Annotated in this window: 25 protein-coding genes and 1 riboswitch; of the genes, 11 read left to right on the top strand and 14 right to left on the bottom strand. The window is 39.0% G+C overall.

Annotation, left to right across the window (positions count from 1 at the left end; genetic code table 11):
- Positions 1–17 precede the first annotated feature (17 nt).
- On the bottom strand, positions 18–473 hold the full coding sequence (locus FAR12_RS18375) for a DinB family protein (protein ID WP_126410248.1): 456 nt from the start codon (positions 471–473) through the stop codon (positions 18–20).
- 291 nt (positions 474–764) lie between these two features.
- Here FAR12_RS18375 and FAR12_RS18370 point away from each other — a divergent pair, with 291 nt between their 5' ends.
- From FAR12_RS18370 to FAR12_RS18360, 3 genes are all read left to right on the top strand, one after another.
- Positions 765–1,346, top strand: a complete 582-nt coding sequence (locus FAR12_RS18370) for a WxL domain-containing protein (RefSeq protein WP_126410247.1) — start codon at positions 765–767, stop codon at positions 1,344–1,346.
- A 67-nt stretch (positions 1,347–1,413) separates the two neighbouring features.
- A complete protein-coding gene (locus tag FAR12_RS18365) occupies positions 1,414–2,253 on the top strand; it encodes a WxL protein peptidoglycan domain-containing protein (RefSeq protein WP_126410246.1) in 840 nt (279 codons plus the stop codon).
- A gap of 100 nt (positions 2,254–2,353) precedes the next feature.
- The gene (locus FAR12_RS18360) at positions 2,354–2,824 is read left to right on the top strand and encodes a hypothetical protein (RefSeq protein WP_126410245.1); all 471 of its coding nucleotides are present in this window, start codon (positions 2,354–2,356) and stop codon (positions 2,822–2,824) included.
- A gap of 495 nt (positions 2,825–3,319) precedes the next feature.
- On the opposite strand, the gene FAR12_RS18355 is transcribed toward FAR12_RS18360, so the two are convergent.
- Complete coding sequence (locus FAR12_RS18355; protein WP_126410244.1) at positions 3,320–3,886, bottom strand: NADPH-dependent FMN reductase; 567 nt, start codon at positions 3,884–3,886, stop codon at positions 3,320–3,322.
- A gap of 12 nt (positions 3,887–3,898) precedes the next feature.
- Positions 3,899–4,957: an LLM class flavin-dependent oxidoreductase gene (locus tag FAR12_RS18350; RefSeq protein ID WP_126410243.1), complete on the bottom strand. Its 1,059-nt coding sequence runs from the start codon at positions 4,955–4,957 to the stop codon at positions 3,899–3,901.
- Positions 4,958–5,113: 156 nt separating this feature from the next.
- Here FAR12_RS18350 and FAR12_RS18345 point away from each other — a divergent pair, with 156 nt between their 5' ends.
- Both FAR12_RS18345 and FAR12_RS18340 read left to right on the top strand, forming a co-directional pair.
- Complete coding sequence (locus FAR12_RS18345; protein WP_126410242.1) at positions 5,114–5,473, top strand: winged helix-turn-helix transcriptional regulator; 360 nt, start codon at positions 5,114–5,116, stop codon at positions 5,471–5,473.
- Between the two features lie 57 nt (positions 5,474–5,530).
- A complete protein-coding gene (locus FAR12_RS18340) occupies positions 5,531–6,253 on the top strand; it encodes a DsbA family oxidoreductase (protein ID WP_126410241.1) in 723 nt (240 codons plus the stop codon).
- Between the two features lie 34 nt (positions 6,254–6,287).
- Here the strand turns inward: FAR12_RS18340 and FAR12_RS18335 are convergent, their stop codons facing one another.
- The 4 genes from FAR12_RS18335 to FAR12_RS18320 form a co-directional block, all read right to left on the bottom strand.
- Positions 6,288–6,935 (bottom strand): hypothetical protein, encoded by a 648-nt coding sequence (locus FAR12_RS18335; protein WP_126410240.1) that lies wholly within the window; start codon positions 6,933–6,935, stop codon positions 6,288–6,290.
- A 124-nt stretch (positions 6,936–7,059) separates the two neighbouring features.
- Positions 7,060–7,707, bottom strand: coding sequence for a response regulator (locus tag FAR12_RS18330; protein WP_126410239.1), 648 nt, complete (start codon positions 7,705–7,707; stop codon positions 7,060–7,062).
- Positions 7,708–7,724: 17 nt separating this feature from the next.
- Positions 7,725–9,701: a GAF domain-containing sensor histidine kinase gene (locus tag FAR12_RS18325; RefSeq protein ID WP_170972249.1), complete on the bottom strand. Its 1,977-nt coding sequence runs from the start codon at positions 9,699–9,701 to the stop codon at positions 7,725–7,727.
- A gap of 148 nt (positions 9,702–9,849) precedes the next feature.
- Positions 9,850–10,623, bottom strand: coding sequence for a class I SAM-dependent methyltransferase (locus FAR12_RS18320; RefSeq protein ID WP_126410237.1), 774 nt, complete (start codon positions 10,621–10,623; stop codon positions 9,850–9,852).
- Between the two features lie 139 nt (positions 10,624–10,762).
- Between FAR12_RS18320 and FAR12_RS18315 the strand changes: the two genes are divergently transcribed.
- The 5 genes from FAR12_RS18315 to ribH all read left to right on the top strand — a co-directional run bounded on the left by FAR12_RS18315 (position 10,763) and on the right by ribH (position 15,660).
- On the top strand, positions 10,763–11,788 hold the full coding sequence (locus FAR12_RS18315) for a DUF3231 family protein (RefSeq protein WP_126410236.1): 1,026 nt from the start codon (positions 10,763–10,765) through the stop codon (positions 11,786–11,788).
- Positions 11,789–11,950: 162 nt separating this feature from the next.
- Positions 11,951–12,098, top strand: a riboswitch (FMN riboswitch).
- Between the two features lie 129 nt (positions 12,099–12,227).
- The gene (ribD, locus tag FAR12_RS18310; RefSeq protein ID WP_126410235.1) at positions 12,228–13,325 is read left to right on the top strand and encodes a bifunctional diaminohydroxyphosphoribosylaminopyrimidine deaminase/5-amino-6-(5-phosphoribosylamino)uracil reductase RibD; all 1,098 of its coding nucleotides are present in this window, start codon (positions 12,228–12,230) and stop codon (positions 13,323–13,325) included.
- Complete coding sequence (gene ribE, locus FAR12_RS18305; protein ID WP_126410234.1) at positions 13,325–13,963, top strand: riboflavin synthase; 639 nt, start codon at positions 13,325–13,327, stop codon at positions 13,961–13,963. Before ribD ends, ribE begins: the two co-directional genes overlap by 1 nt.
- A 20-nt stretch (positions 13,964–13,983) precedes the next feature.
- Complete coding sequence (locus FAR12_RS18300; protein ID WP_126410233.1) at positions 13,984–15,177, top strand: bifunctional 3,4-dihydroxy-2-butanone-4-phosphate synthase/GTP cyclohydrolase II; 1,194 nt, start codon at positions 13,984–13,986, stop codon at positions 15,175–15,177.
- A gap of 15 nt (positions 15,178–15,192) precedes the next feature.
- On the top strand, positions 15,193–15,660 hold the full coding sequence (ribH, locus tag FAR12_RS18295) for a 6,7-dimethyl-8-ribityllumazine synthase (RefSeq protein WP_126410232.1): 468 nt from the start codon (positions 15,193–15,195) through the stop codon (positions 15,658–15,660).
- A gap of 238 nt (positions 15,661–15,898) precedes the next feature.
- On the opposite strand, the gene FAR12_RS18290 is transcribed toward ribH, so the two are convergent.
- The 4 genes from FAR12_RS18290 to FAR12_RS18275 all read right to left on the bottom strand — a co-directional run bounded on the left by FAR12_RS18290 (position 15,899) and on the right by FAR12_RS18275 (position 18,946).
- Positions 15,899–17,272, bottom strand: a complete 1,374-nt coding sequence (locus tag FAR12_RS18290; protein ID WP_126410231.1) for a nucleoside recognition domain-containing protein — start codon at positions 17,270–17,272, stop codon at positions 15,899–15,901.
- Positions 17,273–17,275: 3 nt separating this feature from the next.
- Positions 17,276–17,977 (bottom strand): FeoB small GTPase domain-containing protein, encoded by a 702-nt coding sequence (locus tag FAR12_RS18285; RefSeq protein WP_126410298.1) that lies wholly within the window; start codon positions 17,975–17,977, stop codon positions 17,276–17,278.
- The gene (locus tag FAR12_RS18280; RefSeq protein WP_126410230.1) at positions 17,973–18,224 is read right to left on the bottom strand and encodes a FeoA family protein; all 252 of its coding nucleotides are present in this window, start codon (positions 18,222–18,224) and stop codon (positions 17,973–17,975) included. Before FAR12_RS18280 ends, FAR12_RS18285 begins: the two co-directional genes overlap by 5 nt.
- A 269-nt stretch (positions 18,225–18,493) precedes the next feature.
- Positions 18,494–18,946 carry a YcxB family protein gene (locus FAR12_RS18275; protein WP_246010441.1) on the bottom strand — a complete coding sequence of 151 codons (453 nt, stop codon included), beginning with the start codon at positions 18,944–18,946 and terminating at the stop codon, positions 18,494–18,496.
- Between the two features lie 193 nt (positions 18,947–19,139).
- Here FAR12_RS18275 and FAR12_RS18270 point away from each other — a divergent pair, with 193 nt between their 5' ends.
- The gene (locus FAR12_RS18270) at positions 19,140–19,610 is read left to right on the top strand and encodes a GNAT family N-acetyltransferase (protein WP_126410228.1); all 471 of its coding nucleotides are present in this window, start codon (positions 19,140–19,142) and stop codon (positions 19,608–19,610) included.
- A 128-nt stretch (positions 19,611–19,738) separates the two neighbouring features.
- Here FAR12_RS18270 and argH read toward each other — a convergent pair whose 3' ends face one another.
- From argH to FAR12_RS18255, 3 genes are read right to left on the bottom strand one after another with little or no spacing between them, the layout of a single operon-like run.
- Complete coding sequence (gene argH, locus FAR12_RS18265) at positions 19,739–21,262, bottom strand: argininosuccinate lyase (RefSeq protein WP_126410227.1); 1,524 nt, start codon at positions 21,260–21,262, stop codon at positions 19,739–19,741.
- 22 nt (positions 21,263–21,284) lie between these two features.
- Positions 21,285–22,016, bottom strand: coding sequence for a creatininase family protein (locus FAR12_RS18260; protein WP_126410226.1), 732 nt, complete (start codon positions 22,014–22,016; stop codon positions 21,285–21,287).
- Between the two features lie 15 nt (positions 22,017–22,031).
- Positions 22,032–23,759 (bottom strand): ABC transporter permease, encoded by a 1,728-nt coding sequence (locus FAR12_RS18255; RefSeq protein ID WP_126410225.1) that lies wholly within the window; start codon positions 23,757–23,759, stop codon positions 22,032–22,034.
- Between the last annotated feature and the right edge of the window lie 9 nt (positions 23,760–23,768).

Raw genomic sequence — 23,768 nt, 5'->3', positions numbered from 1 at the left:
TTACATGAATGATCGCTTTACTGCAGCCCTCTCCCGATAAAATTTGCGGACACTGGATTTAAGCCGATTTCCCGAGCCCACACAGAAAGTTGACCAATATGATGAATTTCATGAGCGATAACATGATGTATGACTTCCATTTTTGTATACTTTTCATCATTCCAAGGAACGGTAACCACTTTATCTTCCCCAGTATATTTGCTCAAAATTTCTTTTACTTCTACGCGGAAACGATCAGATAGTTCCTTTGCTTTTTCAAGTGTCTCGTATTCTGAGAAATCTGGTTCAATAGGTTCATTTCCTTCAATTGCATATAGCCAGCTATATTCGACATCAGCAATGTGTAAAAGCGTATGTAGAATATTTCCTATTCCTCCAACTCGATTCTTCAATAACTCTTCCTCAGGTAGTTGTTTACACCACTCAAACCATTCATCTCGGACCTGCCAATTGTATTCAAAGAATTTTAACATAGACACACTCCTCTCAAGTTAATTATTCTATTTCCACACACTTTATCCCTTTAAAAATAAAGAAACAGGTTGCACCTGCACTTAACTCTGACCTTATCCAATTTATACCTCATATGGGACGAAAACGTATCTATCAAGCTATCAATAAATCTCTTATGATTAATCTTGTTGATGGAATTCAAATTCATCTTCTCCGAATGTTCGAGAAGTGAATGAGAGCAAATCAACAAATTGATTTGTCGTTTATGCATTCATTCATATAATCTCATTCATTTTAGGAGGAATTCATTGATGAAGAAAAATTCTTTCGTATCCAAAGCTCTTTCTATTACTGTAGCATTCGGAATTGCGGTAACAGCATTTGGAACTCAATCATTTGCAGCAGGAACTGAATCAACCACTACACTTACAGGTGGAGATTTAACAGTTGACAGTATTACATTTAGTGAACTTTCTACAACACTGACTGGTTATTCAACAATCGCAACAGCCAATTGGGGAATTGGTGAGATTATTGATGCAAGAGGTACAGGAGCAGGTTGGAATCTAACACTTGAGCTATCACCATTCCAAGCAGTAGATGGGACTGATGTAGGCCTAGAAGCATCATCACTAAAATTAGTAACCGATCCAATTGTGAGTAAGGTTGATGAAACATCATCAGATGCTAGTACGATTACACCTATAACAGTTGGTGAACTTGGTACAGCACTAGATACAAATTTACCTATAACACTTCTGTCTGCTCAAGTAGGCGGGGGTATGGGTTCCTTTAAATTGGAGAACATGGGCGTGAAATTAACCATTCCAGCAAATGCATACGCAAAAACTTATAAAGCTACTGCAACTGTTTCTTTAAACACTGCGCCTTAATATATATGATTAATTTAATCGAAGTCCTCCTATACTAAGGGGGACTTTTTTATTTAGGAGTGATTCCATGAAACGTTGGTCGTGGATGATGATCATCCTTTTAGTATTAGCATTCCCTCCTCCATTTGTTTATCCAGCTGAAAATGATTTTGAATTTAGTGTCGAACCAATTTTTCCTCAATCGCAAATTGGCAATGAAGGCTATTATCATTTCCAAGGCGAACCGAATCAAACCGTCACCCTCCAAGCAAGGGTTATCAATAAGAGTGATCAGCAAATGCAAGTTCTCATTCGTGGTTTAAATGCGTATAGCAGCAAGCAAGGTATTATTTATCAAGAAGAGCCTGCATCTGATACGACAAGCATTATCGAAGAAAGCTATCAATTTAAAAATGTAATAACTACTCCGAGTGAAATAAATTTAGAACCGTTGGAGACAAAGATTGTAGATTTCAGTGTCAAGGTACCTAATATTTCTGGAACCCTACTTGGAAGTGTTGAATTTCGAGTTTTTCAAGGAACGGAAGAATTAGCCAATAACGAAGAGCAGTCTCAGCTTCTCATCGACCAGTATAAAGCCGTAAATTATGGAGTTCAAGTAGATATAGGTGATTATACAGGTACAACGGACATCTCTTTTGGCACCCCTACCTATTCACCTGAACAAATCGCTATGATGATACCGGTTGAAAATATCCATCCTGTCATCGTGCCTAATATAACTGGTACATATGAAATTACAAAAGAGGGAGATAATGATTTCTCCATCAAAGGAGAACTTCCTTCCTTCAAAATGGCCCCTATGACAACATTTCAGTACCCTATTTCATGGGCAGAAGGAACATTGGAGCCAGGTACATATCATGTCAGTTCCACTCTCGCTCTCAATGGACAAACCAAAGAGTAGGAAAGAACGTCAATATCCAGGACAGTTTCCTGATGAAAATCCTAATAAGTAAAGAAGTTAGGAGGCGATTTTTATCAAAAAGGCAGCAGCATTAATTCTAATGTTTATACTTACTGGTTTTGATCGAGCAGACATGATCGAAATTTCTAATATCGAAACGACGATTATCCCAGCAGAAAATATTTTAAGATACGACATTGAGCTAAAAAATACAGGTACAGAACCGTTTGAAAGCACCTTTGATTATCCTGGGGACAGATATTATGGGATTGAGTTAGTTGTTTTACCACATCGAAAGCTTGCAGCTAAAATGGAGCTTGTACCTAACAGCAAATTTATTAAGATGGTTTCAAGAGGAAGCAGTAGTACGGGCAGAATAGAGCCTGGAGGTGTCGGCTCCTTTCACTTGGAATATCAAATGAAGCAAGGTTCTCTTCCCTCTTTTGTCAAAAAAGAGGCATTTGATTCTACACTCCTCATTTTGGACGGGGTCAGAACGATCAAGCAAATTCCATTACGGCAATTTAAGGAGAGCTCTCTGCTAGAAGGTATTTGCATCTTTTGCAGGTAATCTCTTTCATTTTTCTAAAATGAATCGGCTTGAATAACTCTTTCGTCTTATTGGGGATCATAAATCGATAGGACATCCCACATAGACAAGTTGTTTCGTTCTTCACAGCATGGATTTTTTTCTTAAAAACGACAGTTGGGTACGTCATGATTTCATCCCTTATAAAAAATTGGTACTCCATAACTAATAGACGTATCGCTTCGCAAACATGTTTCAAAAGGAGACTCATTTATGAATTTCCTAAAGTACACTTTATTTTTCATTTGCTTTTTGATATGGGCACTTCTCCTTGGACTATATATTTATGTTGAAGGTGTTTATAAGCTACTTGAATGAATGTTTCCTGACAAATTGTATATGATAAAAACGTGCAAGAATGGCAGAAACATTCCCCTACTTTTTATTTAGCGGAGTGAAGGCTGTAATTCTTCCATAAAAAGAACGAAGCTGCCCCAAGTGGACAGCTTCGTCTTTTATCATATAGATCAAGCATATTTAAAAATCATATTCAGCGTCTTTCTCTTCACGAATTTTTCCATAAGCCTCTGTTAAAACGACCGTGTCCTCCACCAATCGTTCAATCCGAAACAAGACATCATCACTGACAATTTCTTTCCGGTGAAAATCGCTTTCTTCAATAAATACATAGGTTTGAACGATTTGTGCTTTCATATAGGACAAAATCGGTTTTAACTGTTGCTCGGCAACCAAATAATGTTTGGCAGATCCTGCTGTCACAAACATGCTAACAATTTTATCACGCAAAGCATTGACTGGAAGAAGGTCAAATACGTTCTTTAATGTCGCAGGAATTGATGCTTGAAAAATTGGTGTCCCGATAATGATGGCATCTGCTTCCATAATCGCTTTTGTCACATAGCCAGTGTCGCCTTCATATTCGAGATAATTGCGCCCATCACTAAACTGCACATCGTATTCAGCCAAATCAATTAGAGTTACTTCTATTTTTGGATATTTTGCCACGAGGGCATCGATCGTATAATTCATCGCGGTTCTAGTTTTTGAGCCCACCTTTGAGCCTGATAAGCCAACGATTTTCATATCGCGAACCCCCTATTTTTTCTTTGTATATTTCTTAATTGCTGGTAAAATTTCTGTCCCAATCAGCTCAATGTTTTTCATTAAACGTTCAAATGGTACACCGCCAAAATCAATTTGCGCAATATAACGCTGATGTCCGTATACTTCATGCTGATGAAGAATTTTTTCAATAATTTGCTGCGGGCTACCGATGTTCATAATATTTTGCGGGTCGACCCCTTGAGCAAAATGCTGCTTCGGAAAGCCTTGTCCATTTGTCTTCTTCATCCCCTCATTTATATGAGGATACATCTCACGCAACGCCTGCTGAGAAGTTTCAGCGGCATAGAAAAATCCTGCAGTTGCCACTGGGAATTCCGCTGGGTCAAAGCCTCTGCTTTGTAACGCCGCTCTATATGCATCAATTGTCCGCTTAAAAACAGAAACAGGACCTCCTAAATGAGCCATCATCATCGGTACACCTGCATAGCCTGCCTTAATGGCACTAGCCGGTGAACCACCAACCGCACGCCAAATAGGCAAAGAACCATTTTTAGGACGAGGGAGGACACTCGCGTTTCTTAACGGAGCACGAAATTCTCCTTCCCAATTGATAACTTCTTCTTCATTTATTTTCACGAGAAGATCAAATTTTTCTTCAAACAATTCTTCATAATCACGAACATTATAACCTAATAAATCAAACAGCCCGATTCTGGATGCACGCCCTGCAATGATCTCTGCACGGCCATCGGAAATTAAGTCAATTGTCGCGAAATCCTCATACACTCGAACTGGATCAGAGGTACTGATGATAGTCGATGAGCTACCTATTTTAATGTTTTTTGTCGCCTGTGCAATTGCTGAAAGTACGACAGAATGTGCTTGTGTGGCAAAATACTCCTGATGGCTTTCCCCTACGCTAAAAAAATCAAGGCCCGCTTGATCAGCTAGCTTTGCGTATTCAATAATTTCCTTAAGTCGCTCTTGTGCTGAAATTCTTTCTCCTGTTTCAGGATTTGGCAAATGATCGCCAAGCGTATATATTCCAAACTCCAGACCTTCATCTGGATTAATTCTATATTTTTGCATCCTTATCTCTCCTTCTGAACTCATATGAGTAGTGTCCCCGATTATCAGTTGATCTTTCCCTACAACATGTTATTATGGACCTTAGTAAATCAAAATGTAAGTACGCACTTAAAAGTTGTATAGTATCAAAAAGGATACTATTAAGGAGAATATAAAATGACCATTGAACCGGAATTATGTAAGGTCGAAGACGCATTAGGCATATTAGTTGGGAAATGGAAGCCGATTATTCTTTTACATTTAATGAAGCACGGAACTCAGCGATTCAGTGAATTAAAACGAAATGTGCCTGGCATTACGCAAAAAATGCTCACCAAGCAACTTCGTGAACTTGAGGATGAGGATATAATTGAACGCGTGGTCTACCCACAGGTTCCTCCGAAAGTGGAATACTCTATTACGGAATACGGAAGAAGCTTGGATCCTATTTTAGCAGCCATGCACGAATGGGGAACGAATCATACCATTCATAAACAGCAAAAACTAATGAAAAAAACGACTGAGCAATCTTCTTAGTTTTTTACAGTATTTGTGCTACACTGACGGTAATCTATTACCCGTGAGGTGTTGTATATGAAAATCGAAGTATGGTCTGATTATGTCTGTCCATTTTGTTATATAGGGAAACGTCGACTAGAAATGGCTATTGAACAATTTCCACATCAGGATCAAGTAGAGGTTGAATTTAAGAGCTTTCAACTCGATCCAAATACTGCAAAGTATACAGAGCAAAGCATCTATGAAGCTTTAGCTGCAAAATTCGGTACAAGTGAAGCGCAGGTTCGAGAAATGAACAAAGGCATGATCGCACAAGCTGCTGAAATTGGTTTAACGTATAACTACGATAATATGAAACCAACAAATACGTTTGATGCCCACCGCTTAGCTAAATTTGCAAAAACAGTTGGAAAAGAAAAAGATCTGACTGAGAATCTTCTTCATGGTTATTTCACTGAATCTAAAAATGTCGGAGACCTTGAAACACTAGCAGATATTGCCGAGGCTTCTGGCATCGATCGAGCACAAGCATTAGAAATATTAAATGATGAAAAAGCATTTGCTGTCGATGTCAACAATGATCAAATCATTGCTCAGCAATTTAGAATAACAGGAGTTCCATTCTTTATCATCAATCAAAAATATGCTATTTCTGGTGCACAGCCGCTTGAAACGTTTACGAACGCTCTTGAAAAGGTGTGGGAGGAAGAAAATCCGAAGCCCCTTTTTGAGGATTTATCTCAAGACACGGGTGCAGTATGTACAGATGAAAGCTGCATCATCCCAACGAAAGAATAACGCAAAAATGCCTCCCCTTGTGGGAAGGCATTTTTTATTGAACTGCTTCGGAAACCACTTTTTTAGAAGGGCGAAAATTTCTAATCATTAGGAATCCATAAATTCCAAATACGACATATAGATACGCGGGGAAATTATAAAAGCCTACCATTGGTGAAAGAATGAAAATGGGTAAAAGCAAGGCTAGTAGAATGACGAGCCAAGTAGGAAAAACTTTTGCTTTCCAAAAGCAAAATGCTGCCCATAGCGGTCCAATTAAACTTAAAAGTATAACCGGGAAAAAGTAACCGAATGGGTCTTGATCATAAATCGTTGTGACGGCTGTATAGATTTCATCCTCCGTGCTAGTATTTGCTAACACAAACGGATAGGCGATGATACGAATAACAGGTTGAATCAAATCTGCGTATAAAATTCCAATTGCCGTTGCCGGATAGGCAATCCACCCCCACCACTTTAAGCTCCCACTTTGGCGAAGAAATATCCCAACTAACCCAAGAACAACAATCGGTATTCCAACGACAAGGAACGAATCTGATAATAAAGCCTGTGAAATAAACGGCTCAATTCCCGCTTCCGTTGTCGGCTCTTGTGGCTTCAACAAATGCCCAATCGCCGCAATTAACCCTCCAAATATTAACAGTACTCCTGAAAACTTAAAGAATTTTTCCGAAATCTGCATATTGCTCATTCCCCTTTACATGATAATTTACAATTTAAAATTACCATGCACCTTTTCCCGTCGTCATGGGAGTCGCGACCCGACTAGGTCGGGAATTTTTCAAGGAGGGTTCGGGAATAGCAAATCAGAATCTTTTCTTTCCCATTCCTTTGTTTTTCGCTTGAGCAATGGCCTCAGCCCTGTCAGCAACCTGGAGTTTACTATAAATATTAGATATATGATTTCGAACTGTTTTTAAAGTAATACCAAAATGTCTCGCAATATCAGCATTTTCTTTCCCAGCGACAATGAGCTCGAGGATGTCCTTTTCCCTCTCTGTTAATTCTGGAAAAATAAGAGTCGGTGCCGGCTGAAACACTTTAAAAAAGTCTAATAGATTGACAGCAATAGTTGGACTAAAAATCGACTCCCCATTTGCAATCGCTTGAATCGCACGGAGAGTTTCCATCCGGTTCGCCCCTTTTAACAAATAGCCTCTTGCCCCAGCCTTTAAAGCAGAAAAGACCGAGTCGTCATCATCAAACATCGTTAACACAAGGATGCCTACGTCAGGAAGAGAATTCGTGATGATACGAGTAGCGTCTATCCCGTTTTTAATTGGCAAATTCAAGTCCATTAAAATCACGTCCGGTTTAAGGCGTAAGGCTAAATCGATGGCTTCCTCACCATTCGTCGCCTCTCCTATAAGTTCAGCGATGTCTGTCGACTGAAGCAACGTTGCAATTCCTTCGCTAAACAATGGATGGTCATCTACTACAAGAACCTTTATCATAACAGGATCCTTTCATTCTAAATTGGTAAATCCGCTTGAATAACGGTACCACCGGTTGATTGAGACAAAATCGTAAATGATCCTCCGAGCTCTTCTGCCCGTTCTCTCATTGATTTGATTCCAATTCCATATTGAAGATGCTCTGGGAGACCTCTTCCATCATCCGTTATTTGGAGATGAAGTTTGTCATCTACCACTACAGAAATCGAACAATTTTTCCCTTTAGAATGTCGTGCAACATTTGTTATAGCTTCCTGAACAATTCGATAGACGGCAATCTCAACAGCTGCCGGGAGAGAAGGAAGCATTTCTGGACCATCAAGAGTGAAATGGATTTTACTCGTTTTATAATGAGAGATTAGTTCTTTGATAGCAGAAAGTAGTCCAAGGTCATCTAAAGTTGAAGGGCGTAAGGAGTAAACGATTCTTCTTATATCTTGGAGTAATTGCTTGATTTGCGTATCCATTTCGACGAGAAGTTCTTTTGATTTCTGAAGGTCCTTGGTCATGATACTGTTGGCAACATCCATTTTAATCGCTAAACTCGCTAGGCTCGGGCCCAATCCATCATGAAGATCTCGACGTAGCCTACGCCTTTCTTCTTCCGTTGCTTTCACAAGCTGTTGCCTCGACCACTGTAAATCTTTATGAAGTAGAATAGAATTTGCAACAATTCCTACTTGTCTCGCTAAATCTTGGAGCAATTTCTTATCCGCATGGCTGAAGGGTTCACTGGAAGAACGATTGGAAAGACTTAGTTTTCCAAGCTCTTGCCCTTGGTGAAAAAGTGGAATTTCCATTCCGACTTCGAGTGGTTCACCAATCGAAGCAATAACTTGATACGTCCCTCGTTCTCTTAGATGAATGGCGACATACGGAATTTTTAAAGCTTGGGAAATTGTTTTAACTACACGTGGAAGGACGTGCTCCGTATTTTTTGCTGCTTCTAATACGGTGTTTAACCGATTTAAAATCGAATACGGATTATCTCTGTCTCCATATATCATATGATTGACAATGGATTGAAGCTTTTCTTTTAATGGTTGAAAACAAACGGCGATGATTCCAGCCGTAATAATGGAAGCAAAGACATTCTCCTCTGTTCGCAATGCCCTGCTGATTAATCCAACGACGCCCACATAGAATAGGATCACAAATAGACTCAGCAATCCGTATAGGACTGTTCGGTGAATGACAACGTTAATATCCCATAATTTATATTTAAAAATCGCGAAGGTAATAGCGATCGGAATTAGAATCAATCCTCCTGTATAGATAAGCTCCGTGATCATTTTTAATACAACGCCAAGCTGACCTACAAAATTTAGGCATAGCAGGGAAACAAAAAAGATGACAATGCTGTAGATAACCCACTTGATTTGCTGTTTCTGTACCTGGGTTGATTTTTTCAAATATCGATACACTTGCGAAATAACGAGAACTAGGTGAAGGCCAATCCAACAAACTAGGTTGAGCCAATTCGGCCACGTTTCTACATCCAGAAAACTACTTGGAAAATAGATCGAACCGACTCCAGTTACTATCCATAGAATTGCTGCCCCTATTGTCCATTTGGGGACGAACTTTCCATCAGGAAGGACCAAAAATAAGATCAGATAGGTGCCACCAAAAATGCTGGTTAGGTGGTAAAGCACCGTTAATTCAGGATGATGGTCGAGAAAATAGTGAGAGATTTTAGCTCCAAGGGAAAGAAAAACAAGAGCCACATAGAGGTTGAATATGATTTTCTCCTTGCGAAAAAGTAGAAGTGCAGATACTCCGAAAAAAACGACAGCCACGACTATGTCGAGAAAAATTTTAAAACCAGTATACGCTTTAAGGGATAGACCAATTTCCTCTAATTCTGCGGCTTCTTTTGTTGTCAGTTGGCTCGTTTCCAAACAACCATTATTTATGGACTCACACACCGTCTCATAGGAATCCATGCGAATGGGAATATCTAAGAATAATAGATAAATAGAACACGCAGCCATGAAACCCCAGATCATTCGAAAGGGCCAATCTATCCCCTTTATACGTTGCATAGAACTCATAGGCATTCCCCATTCCCCTGATCATTTTATATAATTATTTGATCAAGTTTATGAGATTCCTACAAGCGAATATGTTACGTTGGAACATTTAATCCTCTTTTTTGCACATGACCATCCATTCATCTATCTGCATGGATTGGATTTCAGCATTTTCGCAAGAAATATTGAAGTATTTTTGAATTGCTTCGTTTGCGTCAAAAATATACTGGTTTACGCGATTAATTTGTTCCTGACTATTGGCAGTACGCTCGACCCAGGATGGAAAAGTATACGTCTTTTTCCGGAGCTGAGATTGAACTTCCTTTAAATTAGACTTAGAAAACAGCTCTTGCCACTCTTCTACAGACAAGCATCGTGAATGACTTTCATCTCTTAGTGCTTCAAGAGTATTCATAAATTGCGCTAAATGCTCTTCTTTAGGAGAAACATTATCAATCAGTAAAAATGAACCATTTGATTTTAAAACTCTTGCCACTTCTTTAATAAAGTCTTGAGGATTCGGAAAATGATGGGCTGCGATACGACAAGTAACAATATCAAAAGATTCATCAAGGAATGGAAGATTTTCCGCATCCGTAATTATGTAAGAAACATTGTCGCTAACTTTCTTTAAATGCCTTGCTGTATTCGCGAGCATATCTCTTGTTAAATCGGTCGCAAAGACATGGCTCACATGGGGAGATAAAGCCTTCGCTACATGTCCTCCACCAGTGGCAATATCTAAAACGAGCTCCGCTTTTTGCGGCTGTAACCATTCAACTAGAGTGTGAAGATCTGTACCCTTCGCGTGAATTTCACTTGTAACATACTTTTCAGCATGTTTTCCAAATTGGCTGATTACCTTATTTTTTATATTGTCCATTTCAAAAACTCCCCCTTCATCTTGTCATGTTTCTATTTTAGCAAAAAATTCCATAGTTCCAACTGCATAGATCATATTCAATACCATAAAATAAGGCTTAAATAACGTTCGTAATATAAAAACATTGGAGGTATTTCTTTTGGGGACTTCTAAAAACAATAAGAAAGAATCCACCCTAACCGCTTCAGAAATATCTGCCCTATGGCTTCAGTACTTAGGGGACAGCATGGCAATTTGCGTATATAAGTACTTTCTTCAGATCGTGGAGGATGAACAAATCAAGCCGATTTTAGAAACTTCATTACAATTATCTGAAAGTCATGTCAATACAATCGCAAAATTCCTAAAAACTGCAAATTTCCAAGTCCCACAAGGATTTACTGAGAAAGACGTCAATATAAAAGCACCGCGCCTTTTTACTGACCAATTCTTACTTTTCTACTCCTATATTATGACAATCCATGGGTTAAGCGCGTATAGCTTAGCCATTACTTCATCCCAACGCGAAGACATACAAAACTATTTTATGGAATGTCTACTTTCTTCAAAAGAACTATTCCAACATATAGAACGAATAGCAAAGAACGCACCAAACTTTTCAAGTGTACCCACTGTCCCCTCTCCAAATGGAGTACAATTTGAAGAGTCAACAGGATTTATTGAGAATTTAATCGGGGACAAACGGCCACTTAATATTACGGAGATCAGCAATCTTTTCTTTAATTCAAAAAAGACAGGCTTCATTCGTTCCTTAAGCTTGGGCTTCAGTCAGGTGGCTAAAAGCGAGGACGTTCGCAAATTTATGCTAAAAAACGTAAAACTAGCAGGACAAGACGCTGAGAGCTTTAATACAAAATTACTCGAGGACCACTTACCTATTCCTGAAAAATGGGATAACGAGATAACCGCCTCTACTGTAAGTCCTTTTTCGGACAAATTAATGATGTTTCATGCCGCTTTCTTAGTCAATACCGCACTCTCCTATTATGGAGCATCCTTAGGGTCTTCTTTAAGAACAGATGTTATTTTCATGTACAAACAGGTTTTTAATCACGCCATGCAAGCAGGAGCGATTTGTTTCAATATCATGGTCAAACATGGTTGGATGGAAAAACTGCCGGAGGCGATAAATAGAGGGGCTTTGGCGCTAGAAAAGAAAAATTGATATAGACTGAGGCGCTCCAATCAAGGAAGTGCCTCTTAATTTTTCCTTCTACCGCAAACAAAGAATGGCATGCGCCTTCTGTAATAGCTTTTGCAAGATATTGGAGAATCATAAACCTTGTAGGAATTTTTTCTATCTGCTATCATAGCTTTAATTCAATAGGATTTCCTTCGGGGTCGGGTGCAATTCCCAACCGGCGGTGATGAGGCTTAGCCCTCTTAGTCCGTGACCCGGGTTCATGTATATGAAAACGGTGGATTTGGTGAAACTCCAAAGCCGACAGTAAAAGTCTGGATGGGAGAAGGAAGATAGAATTGTTCAAAAAGCGCTATTTTTGACGCTTATTTGTGCTACGCTTTTTCTCCCTTACTAATTTTTAGTAAGGGATTTTGTGTTTCAATGGAGAATTTACAATAGAAAGGGGTTCCCTTTATTTGAAATGAATGATTATGACTATATGAATCTAGCGATTTCTCTTGCTCGCTCTACTTTGGGTCAGACTAGTCCAAACCCTTCGGTTTGTGCAGTTTTGGTAAAGGATGGTCGTTTGGTCGGGACAGGTGTGCACTTAGAAGCAGGTACACCCCATGCAGAAGTGCATGCAATTCGCTCAGCAGGAAGCTCTGCTAAAGGGGCGATTATGTATGTCACATTGGAGCCTTGCAGTCATCATGGAAAAACTCCTCCATGTGCTGACCTCATCATTGAGTCAGGCATTGAGAAGGTTTTTGTCGCGACGACAGATCCAAATCCTCTTGTTGCAGGCAAAGGGATCGCGAAATTAAAGAATGCAGGCATCGACGTTGAAGTCGGTTTATGCAAAGAAGACGCTTTACAACTTAACGAAACGTTTTTTCACTTTATCCAAACAAACACTCCATTTGTAACTATAAAAGCAGGCATGTCATTAGACGGAAAAATAGCAACAAAATCAGGTGATAGTAAATGGATTACTTCCCCTGAATCAAGGCAGGATGTCCATCAGCTTCGTCATGAGCATGATGGCATATTAGTAGGAATCAACACCGTCCTGCATGATAATCCCCTTTTAACCACCAGACGACCCCGAGGTGGAAAAAATCCCATTCGAATTGTGTTAGATACAAAATTAAAGATGCCTATTTCGGCAAATGTCGTGCAAGACACCTCTGCAAAGACGATTATTTTTACCGGAAATGAAATTGATTTGGAACGAAAGAAAGAGCTAGAAACACTGGGTGTTACCGTACTCACTCAAGATAGTCCACGCATTAAGGTAAAGGAAGTTTTGCGTACATTAGGCAAACTGAAGATTATGTCCGTATTAGTTGAGGGCGGTTCAGAGGTTCATGCTTCGTTTATAGAGGAAAGTGCCTTTCAACAAATCATTGCATATATAGCGCCAAAAATAATCGGCGGCAAAGATGCGATTCCTTTTGTTGGCGGAATTGGTCCTGAGCTTGTAAAACTCGGACCTCAACTTCATTTCACAACGGTTGTACATGTAGGTCCAGATCTTAAAATCATTGCAAAACCTCTGACTGAGGAGGCCAGATAATGTTTACCGGAATCATTGAGGAGCTAGGAACGATTCAAAATATCCAATCACAAGGAAACACAATGAGTTTAAAGATTCACGGAAAGAAAGTACTAGAAGACATAAAGCTTGGAGATAGTATCGCGGTCAACGGCGTTTGTTTAACGGTAACGGATTTTAACGCGTCCTCCTTTTGCCTTGATGTGATGCCTGAAACATTTCAGAGCACATCATTATCAGACTTGCAACGCGGCTCCCTTGTTAACTTGGAGGGAGCAATGAGTGCCAATGGTCGTTTTGGTGGCCATTTTGTCACTGGACATGTGGATGCTGTTGGAAAAATTGTTAAAAGAGTACCGAAAGAAAATGCCATTTATTTAGACATTTCTTTTCCAAAAGATTTTGGCCATCTCCCCCTACATAAAGGGTCGATTACACTTGATGGCACATCCTTAACAATATTTGGTGTGGAGAATGGGCTCATTACTGTTTCCCTCATTCCCCATACAGCTAAGGAAAGCGTCATTGGGCTTAAACAGATTGGAGATAAGGTCAATATTGAATTCGATATGCTTGGAAAATATGTTTATTCCTTTCTCCACCCAAAACAGGAAAGTCGGATATCAACGGATTTTCTTAGAGACAACGGATTTATATAGATGAAAGGAGCAACGAAACCATGTTCCATAAAATAGAGGATGCATTAGAAGACTTGAAGTCTGGAAAAGTGATTATAGTTTGTGATGATGAGGACCGGGAAAATGAAGGTGACTTTATCGGTCTTGGACAATTTGCAACACCTGAAATGATCAATTTTATGGCAAAAGAAGGACGAGGACTCATCTGTGTTCCAATTGCTGCATCGATCGCCGAAAGACTTGAACTTGGGCCCATGGTTGAGAAGAACACGGACAATCATGAAACAGCCTTTACTTGTAGCATTGATCACAATGAAACCACAACAGGAATTAGTGCCTTTGAACGAGCATTGACGATTCAAAAAATGCTTCTTGAAGATGCTGTTCCTAATGATTTTAGAAGACCAGGGCATATTTTCCCCCTAATCGCCAAGGATGGTGGCGTTTTGCGTCGAGCTGGACATACAGAGGCTGCTGTTGATTTAGCAAGATTAGCCGACTCCGAACCGGCTGGCGTGATTTGTGAAATCATGAAAGATGATGGAACGATGGCGCGAGTTGATGATTTGACAAAGATTGCGGAAAAATTTGATTTGAAAATGATTACGATAAAGGACCTGATTGCCTATCGACTGGATCATGATTCGCTCATTTCGCGGGAAGTAGAAATCAATCTCCCTACCGAATTTGGAGACTTCAGAGCAATCGGTTTTACCAGTCAAACTGATGGCAAAGAGCATGTAGCTCTTGTTAAAGGCGAAATTAGTGAGGATGAACCAATTCTTTTAAGAGTACATTCAGAATGCCTCACGGGAGATGTGTTCGGCTCGAATCGCTGTGACTGTGGTCCTCAACTCCATTCGGCCTTGGCTCAAATTGAAAAAGAAGGTAAAGGTATTCTTCTTTATATGAGACAAGAAGGCAGAGGAATTGGCCTTATCAATAAGTTAAAAGCTTACAAGCTTCAAGAAGAAGGCTATGACACGGTTGAAGCAAACCATAAACTCGGATTCAAAGCCGATTTACGTGACTACGGGATAGGTGCTCAAATCCTGCGAAATCTCGGTGTTCGAAAGCTGCGATTATTAACGAATAATCCGCGAAAAATCGCTGGTCTAACTGGATATGGTATAGAGGTAATCGAGCGAGTCCCTCTTCAACTAACTGCGAAAAAAGAAAATCTACAGTATTTAAAAACAAAGCAAGAAAAACTTGGACATTTACTAACATTTTAAGAGGAGTGAATCATAATGGTAAAAGTAATTGAAGGAAATTTGGTTGGGACTGGGTTGAAAATTGGGATTGTCGTGTCTCGTTTTAATGAATTCATTACAAGCAAACTACTCGGTGGAGCTGAGGATGCATTAGTAAGACATGGTGTGAATGATGAAGATATCACGGTGATGTGGGTTCCTGGTGCTTTCGAAATTCCTCTTGCAGCAAAAAAATTAGCAGAACAAGGTGGCTTTGATGCCATTATTACACTCGGTACTGTTATTCGAGGAGCTACGCCTCACTTTGAATACGTAAGCAGTGAAGTCGCGAAAGGTGTTGCGAACACAGGCATGGAAAGTGGCATCCCAATCATCTTCGGCGTGCTTACAACCGATTCAATTGAACAGGCGATTGAACGTGCCGGTACAAAAGCGGGCAATAAAGGTTACGAGGCTGCTGTTGGTGCGATTGAGATGGGCAATCTGTATAAAAACTTAAAGTAAGGTTTAGAGCAGTGATTTTTCACAATCACTGCTCTTTTTAATTGGCTGTTTTAGCACGGATTGTGTTTATGGAATGGTCCTATTGCCGGCCATTCCTCTTCATACCAAGCATATTGCCACGCATAGAAAGTCACGGCACTTTTCTCGTATTTTCCGATAAATCTTCTGCTTGAAATAACAATTTTGACTCTCAGTTTATCATTAAAAACCTACAATGTTTGAGAAAAGAGCCTTTTAATTACACCCATCCGAACAACTTAGCAGTTTGATATACGATAAACGGAACTAAAATCGCTAACACTGTTGGAATCAAAAATGCTAGGAACGTCCATTTCTTACTCTTAGTTTCCTTATAAATGTTTACTAAAGTTGTTCCACAAGGATAATGCAACAAAGAGAATAACATGACATTTAACGCTGTTACCCACGTCCACCCATGGTCAAGGAAAATTTGCTTCAAATCGACTAAGCTATCCACTTCTGTTAACGATCCTGTTGACAGATATCCCATTAATAGGATTGGCAGAACAATCTCATTCGCTGGCAAACCAAGAATAAACGCAAGCATGATATATCCATCGAGGCCCAACATTTTTCCAAATGGGTCAAGGAATCCGACCGCATGGAGCAGAATGCTTGTGTCGCCGATATGAATATTGGCAAAGACCCATGTTAAAATAGCTGCTGGTGCTGCAACTTTAACTGCTCTAACTAACACAGTCCAAGATTTCGTTAACGAAGAGCGAATTACTGTATCGAAAAATTTTGGACGGCGATATGGTGGTAATTCTAATGTATAGTGAGTTGGCACTCCTTTTAACAAGGTTTTGGATAAAGCCCAAGATACGAAAAAGGTAACGACTATTCCAAACAGTACAATCCCAACAATAACTCCAGTTGTCACCAGTGATTTGAATCCACCTGTAAAGCTCGCTGCCATGAATAGTGAGGCTAATACAATTAGGGTCCCCCACCGTCCATTACATGGAACAAAGTTATTCGTCAAAATGGCAAGCATTCTTTCCCTTGGTGACTCAATAATTCTTGAAGACATGACCGCAGCTGCATTACACCCAAACCCCATGGCCATTGTTAACGACTGTTTCCCATGAGCACCCACAAATTTAAATAATCGGTCCATATTAAATGCGACTCTTGGAAGATATCCATAGTTTTCGAGGAGGGCAAACGTTGGGAAAAATATCGCCATTGGAGGCAACATAACACTAATCACCCATGTTGAACCACGATACAAGCCTAAGACAAGGATGCCATGTAACCAATCTGGTGCATGCAAAAATTGAAAAGCGCTAGTTATATAGTTTTCTAGCCAGCCAAAGAACTCTGCAAGCATAGAAGAAGGAATATTTGCACCAGCAATCGTTAAGTAAAAGACCACTCCTAACATCGTTAGCATGATTGGAAATCCCCAAATCTTCGAAGTGAAAATAGCATCCAATTTTTCGGTACGTGTGTCAGCTTTTGTTTTTGTGTACGAAACCCCTACATCACAAAGCTCACGACTTCTGCTATACAATTGCTGAACGATGTCATCTCTTAATTGCGGGGATGATATCGCTTGAGCTTCTGAGTATAATTCTTTCATGTTCATGGTCTATGCCTCCCTTCTCACCTGATCATTCAATACCAATCGACGATTAAATTCATTAAGAAGTGCTTCGTCTCCATCCAATAATCTTAACGCCAACCATCTAGAAGAAATTGAATTCCCTACTAAACTACGAATCTTTGATTCTATAGTAGTAATCTTTTCTTCAATTTCTTCGCTGTATGTCGTCTGTACAGGGTTACACTCGATTGTTCCAGACACCAATCGGTCAATAGTATCTAAAAGCATTGGGAATCCAATTTTGTTTCGTGCTGATATTTTAACGACTGGAACTCCAAGTTTTCTTGTAAGAATCCGTTCGTTTATGTTAATTCCTTTTTTCTCCGCTTCATCGATTAAATTAATGCAGACAATCACATTTCTTGTCATTTCTAATACTTGCAAAGCTAAATTGAGATTCCGTTCTAAAGATGTCGCATCTAAAACGACGAGCGTCACATCTGGTTTTTCAAAAACAATATAATTACGTGCTACTTCCTCATCCACGGAATTGGAAAAGAGTGAATAAGTCCCTGGTAAATCAATAATTTGATAGGTCTTATCTTTATGTTTAACCGTACCTTCAGCTAACGAAACTGTTTTTCCGGCCCAGTTTCCCGTATGCTGCCTTAAACCAGTCAGAGCATTAAACAACGTACTTTTTCCTGTGTTAGGATTCCCTGCTAAAGCAATTCGATATGAATTAATCATGATTCACCAACTCCCCTTCAATTTTCATGCTTTCCTCTTTTCGTAACGCAATCGTGGTTTGACTAACTCGAAACGCAATTGGATCTCCCAAGGGACTTTTCTTTATAACTTCAACAATCGCTCCAGGCACAAACCCTAGGTCCAACAATCTTCTTCGCATTACACCTTCCAACGAGATCGATGAAATTTTAATTAGATTTCCCTTCTTTCCTTGAAACAATGAGATTTTGTTAGATTTGACCATATATCTTTCCCCTTGTCTTTTATTTTGCCCTAAGGCAACTTTCGGTTAAAAAAAAGTGAATTCCACTTCTATAGAATATTCCATATTATGCATGTGCCATTTGCTTAAGCGAAGAATATTAACCATAACTTAATATTTTGCCCTTGTGCAACTTTTAAGATTATAATATGAGTATATTCTCCTGTTGTCAAATATATTTCATTTAAAATGCTTATTTTTTTATCCAAGAAAAAAAGACTTGGAGTTTGTCCACGTCTTTTTTCGTGAGTCTAATTGATTTTTAAACTCAATATTGTTCTTAATTCCTCTAAATCTAGCACTTCCCTTTTCGGAAGGATATACGCACTCACCGCACTATTGTATAAATAAAGATTCCGCTCGTCCTCTTTCATTTCCTGAATCCCAGACCAACTAACTTTCGTTTCCCCCTGGGGATTCGCGTCATGAATCCCATCTTCCGAAATCGTCATCAGATGATCCCCTAATAGTCCTTCATTCTTGCCTTCTTTTATCATTTTTCGGACTTGTCGTAGAACAAAATTGTAATGATACTTAGGATAGAAAATAATCCAAAGGATACCCATGATACCAAAAATACTGAAAGAAAGAATATACGAACCGTCTAATACTCTTGCAAAAACATAAGCTACTACCATGTAGACAATGGGAATTAAATACCTTTGAACTTTTAATGCCTTCTTAGCTGTATGAGAATTTTTCATATGAAAAAGATTGAAATTTATATAGTCTTCTTCTGTAAGGCTATACTTTATTTGCATGCTAGTGACCTACTTTCTATTAATTCGTTTAATAGATTTAACATACTTTAAAAATCTAGTACTTTCAATAAGTAAAAATCATTTTGATTAAACATTCTTAATATTGTATATTTACAACATCAAAGGAGGGGTTTACTTGGAGATTAAGCTCGCGGACTGGTCAGATGCACCCATAATACATGAAATTATGATTAAGGCATTTACAGAGTATAAAGAAGAGGCAGCACCTTCAAGTGCCTTAGAAGAAACAGCCCAAGCTGTTTCAATTTCCTTAAAAGACGGAGAGAAAAGTTTCATTTGCTATAGTTCCGGACAACCTGTTGGAACAGTGCGTTTTCGTTTAAATGAAGAGCATTTATATTTTTTTAGATTAGCAGTTGCTCCCGAAATGCAAGGTCGTGGAATTGCGAAGAAACTATTAAAAGCATTAGAAGATTACGCCATTAAAGAAGAAATTGTTACCTTACGCTGTAAGGTTCGAATGGCCGTACCAAGAAACATAAATTTGTACCGTTCTGTTGGTTATGCCATCGTCGCTGAGGAAATCGTTCAAAAACCAAATGGTGTAGATGTAAAGGTTGCTACTATGGTAAAGAAGCTTGGTTAGGAGTGAGTTCAGGTGAAGCTAATCTGTGAAATTGATAGTCTTAAAGAATAGTAAGAAGCTTATACAAAGAGGTCATAATTTCGTATGACCTCTTCTTCGCATATTTTCAAATCTCTAGAACATCACAGTTACTCATTGTCTCTGATAAATTCCGATATGATGTTTTTAACTTCGAAAGTAGCTGTGCTAAGATTCTCTTTTCTTGCATTTAGCCAGTCTGCTAGCTCTCTTTGTTCCTCTAACCGTACTTTAATTGTTTTGTCCATTCTACTTGGACTTGGTCCTCCCTCTAAATCTCGGATTTGAACAAAATATTCAGGGCTCAAGCATTGTTTTAGTTCTTCTTCTGATAAATTAGATTCTTTTCCCAATAAAATTCTTAATTGGTCATTTAAAAGTTCCAACGTTAATGATTCTAACGATAGCTTTCCATTTTTCATTAATTCTTTAACAGTTGAGCTTACCACATGATGTGCCTGACGAAACGATAATCCATCCTTACGTACAATGGTATCAGCTAATTCCGTCACGTTGGCAAAACTCTCCTTCGCTCTTTTCAATAGAACATCTTTATGCACTTCCATCGTGAGTAAAACAGATGTTAGTAAATCATAAATGCCACCTAATTTTTCAATAGCTTTCCAAATGTAAGGTTGCATATCATCTTCTGTATCCACAATATCCCCAAATGGCGTATTGTGAGCCATCAGTAAGACAGTCTGACAATCTCCTGCTACACTTGATAATAGTGCTCTCATATGTTCCATCGAAACTGGATTACGTTTTTGCGGCATGATGGAGCTAATTTGCACATAAGGTGCTGAAAGAAGAAATGCACCATATTCTTGTGTTCCCCATAGTAAGAAATCTTGCATTGACCTTCCTAAATTTAAGGCTGACAACTGAACTGCAGTTGCTGCTTCAGCAATATAATCGGCACCTGCAACAGCATCCCAAGCATTATCAATCATTTCATCGAAACCGAGAAGTTCTTTCATTCTTTCCCTATTAATCGCAAACCCTGATGTTGTTAATGCTGCAGCTCCCATACTGCTTCGATTAACCGTCTTATACGCCGCCTGAAGTCTATAGATATCACGAGTAAGCATATCGGTCATTGCATTTAAATAATGACTTAAGGTTGTTGGTTGTGCCTGTTGTGTATGAGTATAACCAATCATAACAGTTTCCTTATGTTCTTTGGTCAATTCGATTAAAGCCTCACGCAGCTTTAGAGCCTTCTCCACTAAAAATAAGAGCTTTTTTCGTAGCGTCATACGATATATTGCAATCCCCATATCATTTCGACTTCTTGCAATATGAAGATTCCCAGCAATATCACCAGCATCTTCAATCAATGAATGTTCCACTTCAAAAAACAAATCCTCAAATTCACCGGTATATCTTCTACTCTTTACATTCTCCATATCCAAGTTCGCCACTGCTTTAGCAATTTTTTTTGCCTCTTCCTTACTAACAAGCCCTTGTTCCACAAGCATGATTAAATGGGCATAGTGAATCTCCAACATTGACTCAATAAATTGTTGTTTTGCTTCATTATAGGCAGGCTCGAGTACTATGGAAGTATAGGTTTTAGATGGAAAAGTTGTGCCTTCCTGTTTGATAATTTGATCCCTTAGGGAGATTTTCACTTTGGTCAATCCTTTCTGTCTACTAATTTTCAAGCCAGTTTTTGATTAACTCATTCATATTAGCTATCGCTTTTTCAACAATTTTCTTCCCCTTCTCATGAGAGCTCTGTTGAATAAGACCTGTATAACCATCCCATGCTTTAGGGGTACCTTCTACAAGAATATAAGGTTGTAAGGACAGAGGTTGAACTTCTTTTAACTCTTGGTCCTCTTTATTCACACGGACTAAATCAGGACGAAAGGCTTTTACCGCAGACATTTCAAATGGTCCTCCATGCCCTCTCCCTTTTGTACCTTCAAAGCCAATTTCTTCTGCAGCATCGATTGCAACCATTTGCCACCAGTTCACAAGTAAAAAACTTGCGTCCGAATACTTACCTGTTACATATTCAGATATTGTTCGAGACACTCCCATATTCCCATCATGTGCATTCAAAAGCACAACTTTCTTGATACCTTGTTCCATAATCCCCATCATAATATCGATCAGATATTCTTGAATAATGCTAGGGCGGACAGAGATTGTTCCTTTATATTTATTGGTCTTTCCTGGACACGCTGTATAAGGAACAGTAGGAAAAATTATCCCGCCTAAGTTTGGGTCAATCAAGTTTGCAAATCCATCTGCTAAAAAAATGTCCGTCCCTAATGGAGAGTGTGGTCCGTGATATTCAAAACTTCCTAATGGAACAACTGCAAATCTTGCATTCTCTAATAAACTGAGGTCTCTTCCATGAATCTCAATTGCGTTCAATGAAATCTCCTCCTATTAAATAGCGGAACCTGCTTTCCCGTCTGTAATCTTTTGTGAAATAAAAAGAACTGTGATAATCAAAATAATTTGTAGTACACCATATGCACACGCTGTTCCAAATTGAAAAGCATACATTTTTTGAAATATCGCAACAGATAAAGGCATCGTTCTCGTACTATAAATTAATATAGAGGCAACAAATTCACCGATCCCTTGAACCATAGCCAACAGTGTTCCAGCAAGTATACCCGAGAATACCATTGGAACAACAACTCTTCTAAACGTGTACCACCAGTTTGCTCCTAAACTTCTCGCTGCTTCTTCCACCGATTCATCCATCTGCATTAATGCGGCTGAGGTAGAACGGAAAATAAGTGGTAAATGCCTCACAAAATAGGCTAACGGTAAAATCCAAAAAGTACCAATTAATACTTGATTAAAGCTGAAAACAGTTGGTTCACTAAACGCAGCAATTAAGTTAACTGCTACAACCGTACCAGGCAGTGCCCATGGAACCATGATTAAAATATCAAGAAAGACTTTTCCCTTAAATTTCATCCGAACAAGAGCATATGCTGCTGCTACACCAAACAAAATATTTCCTGCCGTTGCCACAAAGCTCATCTGCAAACTGTTCCAAATTGGGCGCCACGTCCTTTCATCTGTAAACAAATCTATATAGTGCTCAAGTGTGTAGGCAGTTGGGATAATTTGAATCGTCCATTCTCCGTCTACTGAAAAAGAAATTAACACAAGAACAAGTATTGGAAGCATCAAAATAATGACTCCTACAAACGAAAGAAGCATTGACATATACTTAGCGAATTGGGTACGTAATTCTGTTCGATGTACACCAATCCCTTTACTTTGATTTTGAAAATTACGTCGTCCTTGATACCACCTCATTAAAATTAAGAAAGAAATCGATACAATTGAAAGGATTGTAGATTGAGTCGCTGCCATATCGAGATTTCCATTTGTTCTAGATAAATAGATTTGCATGGTCATCGTTCGCTCAACCCCAAACATTAATGGGGCCGTATAAGAAGCCATTGAAATCATGAAAACAAGTAAAGAAGATGCAACTAAAGATGGTGTCAACATCGGGAGAATGACCTTCAACCAAATACGAATCCGACCAGAACCCAGGCTTGTTGCTGCTTCTTCTAGGGAAGGATCCAAACCTTTGATCGCCGCGGCTGCGGTTAAATAAAAATATGTATACATAGTAAAGGTGTGAACAACAATTACCCCTACAACACCTTTTAATGAAAATGGAACCTGCTCTAGATTAAAAAGGGCTTGAACTGCTCTTGGAAGAATTCCGCTTTCTCCATATAAAAAGGTAAAGGATAATACACCAACCAGAGGTGGCAATGCCATTGGAACTAGAATTAAAACGGAAAGAATCTTTCGTCCTGGAAACTCATATCGCTCCATTAAAAAAGCCATCGTGACTCCAACAATCGCACAGGTAATCACACTTATTACCGAAATATATACACTTGTCCAAAGCGCTTCAAGATTAGCGGTACTAGTTAAACCAAAAAAGCGCTTATAATTTTCTAAAGTTGCCCCTTCTTCACCAACAATGCTTTGAATAAAGGTTTGGTAAAAGGGATATATAACATAAGCTAGAAGAATTAAAAATAATGGAGAGATTAACACATAAACAAAATATTTCGAACGCGTAAGCCGAGCCCACCAGTTATCCCGTGTGACAATAGCTTGATTTGTACTCATGCCTTCACC

The sequence above is a fragment of the Bacillus yapensis genome, assembly GCF_005280205.1.
GTDB classification, from domain to species: domain Bacteria; phylum Bacillota; class Bacilli; order Bacillales; family Cytobacillaceae; genus Robertmurraya; species Robertmurraya yapensis.
The sequence above is the reverse complement of the archived record's forward strand: the minus strand, read 5'-3'. Positions and strand labels throughout refer to the sequence as shown.

Excerpts from the sequence above, each read along its gene's own strand:
- FAR12_RS18375 (WP_126410248.1), bottom strand. The coding sequence starts at position 473 with ATGTTAAAATTCTTTGAATACAATTGGCAGGTCCGAGATGAATGGTTT.
- FAR12_RS18255 (WP_126410225.1), bottom strand. The coding sequence starts at position 23,759 with ATGAGTACAAATCAAGCTATTGTCACACGGGATAACTGGTGGGCTCGG.
- FAR12_RS18290 (WP_126410231.1), bottom strand. The coding sequence starts at position 17,272 with ATGAACATGAAAGAATTATACTCAGAAGCTCAAGCGATATCATCCCCG.
- FAR12_RS18340 (WP_126410241.1), top strand. The coding sequence starts at position 5,531 with ATGAAAATCGAAGTATGGTCTGATTATGTCTGTCCATTTTGTTATATA.
- ribD (WP_126410235.1), top strand. The coding sequence starts at position 12,228 with ATGAATGATTATGACTATATGAATCTAGCGATTTCTCTTGCTCGCTCT.
- FAR12_RS18320 (WP_126410237.1), bottom strand. The coding sequence starts at position 10,623 with ATGGACAATATAAAAAATAAGGTAATCAGCCAATTTGGAAAACATGCT.
- FAR12_RS18335 (WP_126410240.1), bottom strand. The coding sequence starts at position 6,935 with ATGCAGATTTCGGAAAAATTCTTTAAGTTTTCAGGAGTACTGTTAATA.
- FAR12_RS18275 (WP_246010441.1), bottom strand. The coding sequence starts at position 18,946 with ATGAAAAATTCTCATACAGCTAAGAAGGCATTAAAAGTTCAAAGGTAT.
- FAR12_RS18325 (WP_170972249.1), bottom strand. The coding sequence starts at position 9,701 with ATGGCTGCGTGTTCTATTTATCTATTATTCTTAGATATTCCCATTCGC.
- FAR12_RS18350 (WP_126410243.1), bottom strand. The coding sequence starts at position 4,957 with ATGCAAAAATATAGAATTAATCCAGATGAAGGTCTGGAGTTTGGAATA.
- FAR12_RS18345 (WP_126410242.1), top strand. The coding sequence starts at position 5,114 with ATGACCATTGAACCGGAATTATGTAAGGTCGAAGACGCATTAGGCATA.
- FAR12_RS18300 (WP_126410233.1), top strand. The coding sequence starts at position 13,984 with ATGTTCCATAAAATAGAGGATGCATTAGAAGACTTGAAGTCTGGAAAA.
- FAR12_RS18330 (WP_126410239.1), bottom strand. The coding sequence starts at position 7,707 with ATGATAAAGGTTCTTGTAGTAGATGACCATCCATTGTTTAGCGAAGGA.
- ribH (WP_126410232.1), top strand. The coding sequence starts at position 15,193 with ATGGTAAAAGTAATTGAAGGAAATTTGGTTGGGACTGGGTTGAAAATT.
- FAR12_RS18360 (WP_126410245.1), top strand. The coding sequence starts at position 2,354 with ATGTTTATACTTACTGGTTTTGATCGAGCAGACATGATCGAAATTTCT.
- ribE (WP_126410234.1), top strand. The coding sequence starts at position 13,325 with ATGTTTACCGGAATCATTGAGGAGCTAGGAACGATTCAAAATATCCAA.
- FAR12_RS18370 (WP_126410247.1), top strand. The coding sequence starts at position 765 with ATGAAGAAAAATTCTTTCGTATCCAAAGCTCTTTCTATTACTGTAGCA.
- FAR12_RS18365 (WP_126410246.1), top strand. The coding sequence starts at position 1,414 with ATGAAACGTTGGTCGTGGATGATGATCATCCTTTTAGTATTAGCATTC.
- FAR12_RS18355 (WP_126410244.1), bottom strand. The coding sequence starts at position 3,886 with ATGAAAATCGTTGGCTTATCAGGCTCAAAGGTGGGCTCAAAAACTAGA.
- FAR12_RS18280 (WP_126410230.1), bottom strand. The coding sequence starts at position 18,224 with ATGGTCAAATCTAACAAAATCTCATTGTTTCAAGGAAAGAAGGGAAAT.